The sequence below is a fragment of the Nocardia thraciensis genome, from assembly GCF_054782435.1.
In genome coordinates, this window is sequence record NZ_BAAGSM010000023.1 from 508,588 (window position 1) to 514,648 (window position 6,061).

The 6,061-nt window shown below is 68.5% G+C and carries 6 protein-coding genes and 1 pseudogene; 2 read left to right on the forward strand and 5 right to left on the reverse strand.

Annotated elements, in window-relative coordinates; genetic code table 11:
• Nucleotides 1-47: 47 nt before the first annotated feature.
• The 5 genes from ACYVLQ_RS15970 to ACYVLQ_RS15990 form a co-directional block, all read right to left on the reverse strand.
• Entirely contained in the window at nucleotides 48-1,811 is a 1,764-nt protein-coding gene (locus ACYVLQ_RS15970; RefSeq protein ID WP_460698241.1) for an SDR family oxidoreductase, read from the reverse strand.
• Nucleotides 1,812-1,866: 55 nt separating this feature from the next.
• Nucleotides 1,867-2,976 carry a PDR/VanB family oxidoreductase gene (locus tag ACYVLQ_RS15975; protein ID WP_460698242.1) on the reverse strand — a complete coding sequence of 370 codons (1,110 nt, stop codon included), beginning with the start codon at nucleotides 2,974-2,976 and terminating at the stop codon, nucleotides 1,867-1,869.
• On the reverse strand, nucleotides 2,973-3,878 hold the full coding sequence (locus tag ACYVLQ_RS15980) for a metal-dependent hydrolase (RefSeq protein WP_460698243.1): 906 nt from the start codon (nucleotides 3,876-3,878) through the stop codon (nucleotides 2,973-2,975). The genes ACYVLQ_RS15975 and ACYVLQ_RS15980 overlap by 4 nt, the downstream gene beginning before the upstream one ends.
• A 117-nt stretch (nucleotides 3,879-3,995) precedes the next feature.
• A complete protein-coding gene (locus tag ACYVLQ_RS15985; RefSeq protein WP_460698244.1) occupies nucleotides 3,996-4,436 on the reverse strand; it encodes a hypothetical protein in 441 nt (146 codons plus the stop codon).
• A 189-nt stretch (nucleotides 4,437-4,625) separates the two neighbouring features.
• Complete coding sequence (locus ACYVLQ_RS15990; RefSeq protein ID WP_460698245.1) at nucleotides 4,626-4,946, reverse strand: winged helix-turn-helix transcriptional regulator; 321 nt, start codon at nucleotides 4,944-4,946, stop codon at nucleotides 4,626-4,628.
• A gap of 53 nt (nucleotides 4,947-4,999) precedes the next feature.
• Here ACYVLQ_RS15990 and ACYVLQ_RS15995 point away from each other — a divergent pair, with 53 nt between their 5' ends.
• Complete coding sequence (locus tag ACYVLQ_RS15995) at nucleotides 5,000-5,737, forward strand: SDR family oxidoreductase (RefSeq protein ID WP_460698246.1); 738 nt, start codon at nucleotides 5,000-5,002, stop codon at nucleotides 5,735-5,737.
• Between the two features lie 44 nt (nucleotides 5,738-5,781).
• A pseudogene (locus ACYVLQ_RS16000) lies at nucleotides 5,782-6,000 on the forward strand (transposase); the annotation flags it as partial.
• Nucleotides 6,001-6,061 lie beyond the last annotated feature (61 nt).

Below are 6,061 nucleotides of genomic sequence, written 5' to 3' on the forward strand. Positions count from 1 at the left end.
GGACCGACCCTAAAGGGCCCCTTAACATTTGGTTGGAGGGCAGGTACCTACGTCAGCTTGACGCGGGCGGCGAAGAACCGGGCCACGGCGGGGGCCAGGCGGTTGAAGTGGTACTGCAGATGCGCCTCCGGGGTCACCGGAACCACCGCGCGATCGCGCTCCACCGCGCGCACGATCCGCGTGGCGACCTTCTCCGGGCCGTACCGGCGCATCCGGTAGAGATTGTCGTACCGGGCCTGCTTGCGGGCCTCCTCCTCGGCGGAGACGCCCGAGAACTTGGTCGTGGCCACGATATTGGTGTGCACGATGCCGGGGCAGATGGTGTGGACGGCGATGCCCTGTCCCGCCAGTTCCGCGCGCAGACAGTCGGAGAACATGAACACCGCCGACTTGCTGGTCGAGTACGCGCTGAACCCGCGCTGCGGTGTGTATGCGGCCATACTCGACAGATTCACGATATGCCCGCCCAGCCCGCGCGCGGCCATGGCGGCGCCGAAGGTGCGGCAGCCGTTGATCACACCGCCCAGGTTGACCCGCAGCACTCGGTCGAATTCGCTCGAGCTGGTAGCGAAGAAGTCGCCCGCCTGCCCGATACCCGCGTTGTTCACCAGGACGTCGGGGACCCCGTGCGCGGCGATCACGGCACCGGCGTGCTCGGCCACAGCGGACTCGTCGGACACGTCCAGCCCGTAGGCGTGCGCGACACCCCCTGCGGCCGTGACGAGTTCGGCGGTCTCCTTGGCCGCGTCCAGATTGATATCCGACAGCACCAACTCGGCGCCGCGGCGCGCGAACTCCATTGCGGTCTCGCGGCCGATCCCGCTGCCGCCGCCGGTGATCACCACCAGTTGGTCCTCGAAGGGCCGCCGCTCGCGGCCCACCTCGGCCCGCCGCAGTGCACGCGGCGCCGCGCCGCCGCCGATCGAATCGACGAGTTCGCTCGTGGCCGTCGCCAGCAGCTCCGGGTGGGAGAAGGGCAGCCAGTGGCCGCCGCCGACCTCGCGCCGCCACAGCCGCGCGGTCCATTTCTTCGAATCGTCGTAGCCCGCCGGGCGGACCGCCACGTCGCGGCGCGCGATGATCAGCTGCACCGGCACCTCGGTGCGGCGCTCGCGGGCGTTCAGCAGGCGCTGCAGGATATTGGCGCGATAGATCCGCATCCCGTCGAAGAAGTCCTCCCGGAAGGTCGGACCCAATTTCACGTTCTCCGGGGCGGTCTCGTTCATCAGCCCGACGAAACGCTGCCACACCGCCTCCGCCGACAGCGGCCGCAGCAGCACGCGCGGCACGCCCGGCGCCATGAACAAGAAGGTGTAGCCGGAAGACAGCAGCTGCGTGAACGGCCCCCAGGCGGCGCCGCGAGAGAGCCTGCTGCGCATCCACTTTCCCATGTGATCGAGGTTGGGTCCCGACACCGAGGTGAACGAGGCGATCCGCGCCTCGGCCTCCGGCTCGCACACCGCCTCCCACATCTGCACCGAACCCCAGTCGTGGGCGAGCACATGGACGGGCTTGCCGGGGCTGACCGCCTCGGCGACGGCGAAGAAGTCCGCCGCGAACCGATCCAGGCGATAGTCCTCGGTGCGCCGCGTACGGGTGGACCGGCCGTGCCCGCGGGTGTCGTAGGCGACGACGTGAAACCGCTTCGCCAGCAACGGGATCACCCGATCCCACAGGTGATGGTCGTCGGGCCAGCCGTGGACCAGCACCACGGTGTCGGCATCCGGCTCGCCGTATTCGTAGACGGCGAGCTCGAATTCGCCGCTGCGGACGATCCGCTCCACGTCCGGGACTGGACTCTGTTCGGTCACGATGTTCTCCTTCGGCACTTCTTCGTGCGGGTAGCGGGCTGTCGAGAGCAGGGCCCTAGAGGTCCAGCACCAAACGTTCACCGGCGCAGCGGGATACGCAGATCAGCATCTCGCCGTCGGCCCGCTCGTCCGGGGTGAGCACGGCATCCCGATGTTCTACTGTCCCAGACAGAACCCGTACCTTACACGTGCGGCAGAACCCCTGCCTGCACGAATACGCCACGTCGGGACGAACCTTCAGCACTTCCGCCAGGGCCGACCGGTCCGCCGCCACCTCGACCACCTCGCCGGTGCGGGCCAGTTCGACCTCGAAGGGCGCGCCGTCGACCACGGGCGGCGCGGAGAACCGTTCGGAGTGCAGCTCCACACCGGGCAGATCGCGCACGGCGGCGGCGACGGCGCTGGTCATCGGCACCGGGCCGCAGCAGTACACCGCGGTGTCGGGCCCGGGGTCGGGGAGCAGGTCCGCGGCCGTGGGCAGTCCGTGCTCGTCGTCGGTGCGCACGGTCACGCGGCCACCGAAACTCTCGATCTCGTCGAGGAACGGGACGGTGTCGCGGCTTCGCCCCGCGTACACCATCGACCAGTCGACACCGAGCCGGTGCGCCATCCGCACCATCGGCAGGATCGGGGTGATGCCGATGCCACCGGCCACGAAATGCACTCGGGCGGCGTCGGATCCGTGCCCGGGCAGCACGAACGGGAAGGCGTTGCGCGGCCCGCGGACGGTCACCCGGCTGCCGGTCGGCAGGGCCTCGTGCACCTCCAGGGAGCCGCCGCCCCCGTCGGGGACGCGTCGCACCGCGATGCGGTAGCTGTGCCGGTCGGCCGGATCCCCGCACAGCGAGTACTGGCGGAGCCTGCCCGAGGGCAGCTCGAGGTCCAAGTGCGCGCCGGGCCGCCACGCCGGTAGCTCGCGGCCGTCAGGGGCGATGAGCTGCAGACTGATCACGTCGGTGTCGTGCGCCTCCACGCGACGCTCGACCACCATGAGGGACTGCCGCCGGTCGTCCACGTGTCCGGCCGGTTTCTTGCGATTGACCAGCGTCGTCCAGCGCAGCCGGGACTCTGCCAGGGTGTGGAACACCCGGATCGCCCGGTCCGGCCGCCGCTTTCCGTACAGATCGTCCGGGGGCCGCGCGGGCACGGGCCGCCGAGTGGTCACGAGGCCATCGCCCGCGCGGCCGGTGACTTGGCCAGATAGGCCACGGCCTGGGCGGTCGAACCCACCGCTTCCGGGGTGTACCCGGGCCGCAACACCGTCAGCGCGCTCCGCAGCAGCGAGGGCACGCCCGGCAGCGCGCCGCGCCACATCGAGCCGAAGACCTTCAGCACGAGCCGGGGGTAACGCATATCCGGAAGCGACGGATCCTGCCGCACAAGGTATTTCGTCCCGCGCAGTACCAGGGAGATGAAGATGGGGAACACCACCAGCATCAGCGCGCAACGCCGCAGATAGCCCACGTCGAAGTATTCGGCGACCTCATAGGCGACGAAGCGGTGCTCGACCTCCTCGGCGCCGTGCCAGCGGAACAGGTCGAGGGTATTCGGATCGGCGTCGAACTGCTCGAGGTCGGCGTTGAGCACCCAGTCGCCGAGGTAGGCGAAGAAATGTTCGAGGGTGGCGATGAAGCCGAGGCGCTCCACCAGCGCCTGGAACTCCGCGCGGGCGTCGCGCCCCTCGCGCGGTCCGAGCGTCTTGCGGAACAGGAACTCCATCTGCCGCACATAGGGCTCGACATCGATTCCGTGCGCCGTCAGCACCTCGTCCAGCACACCGTTGTGGGTCTCGGCATGCATCGACTCCTGACCGATGAAGCCGAGCATCTGCTCGCGCAGCTTCTCGTCCTTGACCAGCGGCAGCGCCTCGGAGAACGTCTGGCAGAACATGCGCTCACCCTCGGGGAGCAGCAGATTCAGCGCGTTGATCAGATGTGAGGCGATGGGCTCGGCCGCCATCCAGTGCAGCGGGGTGTCGCGCCAATCGAACTGCACGTTCCGGGCCTGCAGAGCCACTTCGCCGGGATCGATCGGCTCCTGGCGCGCCCGAAAGGGAAGTAGCTTCATCGGTACTCCTGGTGTGTTCCGTCCCGGCAGTCGTTGCCGTTGCTTCACGAACGTAGCAACAGTGTACATATAACTGCGACTGAGAGTTACACCTAGAGCCCGGTGTCCGAGCGGACTTCAGCGCTTGGTCATCGGGCGGCTGAGCTTCTCACCCTTGGCGTTGATGGTCGTCGCCCGGGTGAAGACGTGCCCCGGCTCCACCAGATCCGTCAGGACGATGCGGACCGGCTCGGTGACGAAGTGCCCGGCGGCGCAGTTCGGGTCGCACGTGTTGCGGTGCTGGATGCCGTCGCCCTCGGCCTTGTCGGGCCCCCACGAGGTCCACGCGATCCGCTCGACCCGCAGGCCCAGGTCGGCGCAGGCGAGGATGAGCGTCGGCGGTCGCACGGCGGGTTTGCCGAACGGGCAGTCGATCACCTCCGGGGCCGGGTTCGCCGCGGGCGACTGGCCGACCGGCGCGGGGCCGCCGGAATCCGACCCGCAGCCCGCGATCGCCAGCACCGCCGTCACCACCGTCACACCGGCGAGCCGTCCGCGGCCCGCACGCCTACCCGTCATCCGCACTCCGCACATCGTCCAGCCAGTTCACCGTCGCCGACGTTATCCGTCGGTCCGACCGGATGATGACCCATCCGCGCCGGTTTCGCACGCGGCGCGCGCAACGTCCCCGGCCAAGAGCATGCCGGGGAAGAAATAGGGCTTGCATGCCGGGGAAGTAAGGCTGCTTGCATGCCGGGACAAGGTCACTCAGTTCGCTGCATCGCCGCTCTGCGACCATTCCCAGACCGGATGCAGGGCCTCGGCGAGTTCACGACCGGCCGGGGTCAGCTCGTGTGCCTTGTCGGGGCGTTTCGTCGCCAGCCCGGCGGCCTGCAGGTGCTGCAGGCGCAGCGACAGCATGCTCGACGAGCAGTTGTCCATGCGGCGGCGCAGTTCCAGGAAGCCGAGCGGGCCCGGCTCCAACTCCCACAGCACGCGCAGCATCCAGCGCTGGCCGAGCAGGTCCATCACCGCGTAGGTCGGCGGGTCCGCCGGGCGCGCCGCCCCGGTCCGTCTTGCGCTTCTCATTTCGAACCACCATAGTGATTCTGAAATAGAAGCAATCGAGTGGGGAGTGCATGGTGGGTTCGCAGCGAATCGTCGTGGTGACCGGGGCGTCTCGCGGCATCGGCGCGCAGACGGCGCGTGTGCTGGCGGCACGCGGCGATCACGTGGTGCTCAACTATCGCGAGAAGCACAGGCGCGCAAGGAATCTCGCCGACGAGATCATCGAATCCGGTGGCAGCGCGTCGATCGGCGGGGCGGACGTGTCCGACGAGGCGTCGGCGCGGGCGTTCATCGAACGGGTGGCGAACGACTTCGGGCGCCTGGATGTGTTGGTGCTCAACGCCTCCGGCGGGCTCGAGCATGGCGCCGCACCGGACTACCCGATGGCGATCAACCGGGATGCGCAGGTGCGACTGGCGCGACTGGCGTTGCCGCACATGCCCGCCGGTGGCCGCATCGTCTTCGTCACCAGTCACCAGGCGCACTTCCACGGCCGCAAGCCGGTGCCGGAGGCCTACGAGCCGATCGCGGAGAGCAAGCGGGCCGGTGAGGACGCGCTGCGCGTCCTGATCCCCGAATTCGATTCGCGCGGTATCGGTTTCACAGTGGTGTCGGGCGATATGGTCGACGGCACCATCATCGTCCGGCTGCTGCAGCGCCGAGACCCCGAGGCCGTCGCCGCCCGCGCCGAGCACGGCCCCCTGCCGACCGTCGAGGAGTTCGCCACCGCGGTCGCCGACGCCACCAGCACTCCGGCCGAAAACGGGCACACCGTATACGTCGGCGGCGCCGACTACCTCACCTCGGCGTAGAACCGCACTTTCCGCCATTCCGGCGCGCCTTTGGCCGGAATCGATTGCCTGACCGTCCCGAGTTCGATCCGATCCATCCGCTGAGCTGTCACCGCCGTCGCATCCCGGACCGGATCGTGTTCGACAAACTGCTGCAGGTACTGCGGTTCGGCTGCTCCTATCAGGGCATTGCTGACAACACGTGCTCAGCGAGCACGATCCGCAACCACCGCAACGAGTGGATCGAACTGGGTGTCTTCGCCCGATTGAAGACAACCGCCCTAGTACTCCAGCATCACTTTGTAATGTTTTTGGGTAGCATGTGGTTTCGTGCTGGTTGATGAG

What these genes read in the sequence shown, in the direction of transcription:
- ACYVLQ_RS15985 (WP_460698244.1), bottom strand. Translation starts at nt 4,436, where the DNA reads ATGACGGGTAGGCGTGCGGGCCGCGGACGGCTCGCCGGTGTGACGGTG.
- ACYVLQ_RS15980 (WP_460698243.1), bottom strand. Translation starts at nt 3,878, where the DNA reads ATGAAGCTACTTCCCTTTCGGGCGCGCCAGGAGCCGATCGATCCCGGC.
- ACYVLQ_RS15990 (WP_460698245.1), bottom strand. Translation starts at nt 4,946, where the DNA reads ATGAGAAGCGCAAGACGGACCGGGGCGGCGCGCCCGGCGGACCCGCCG.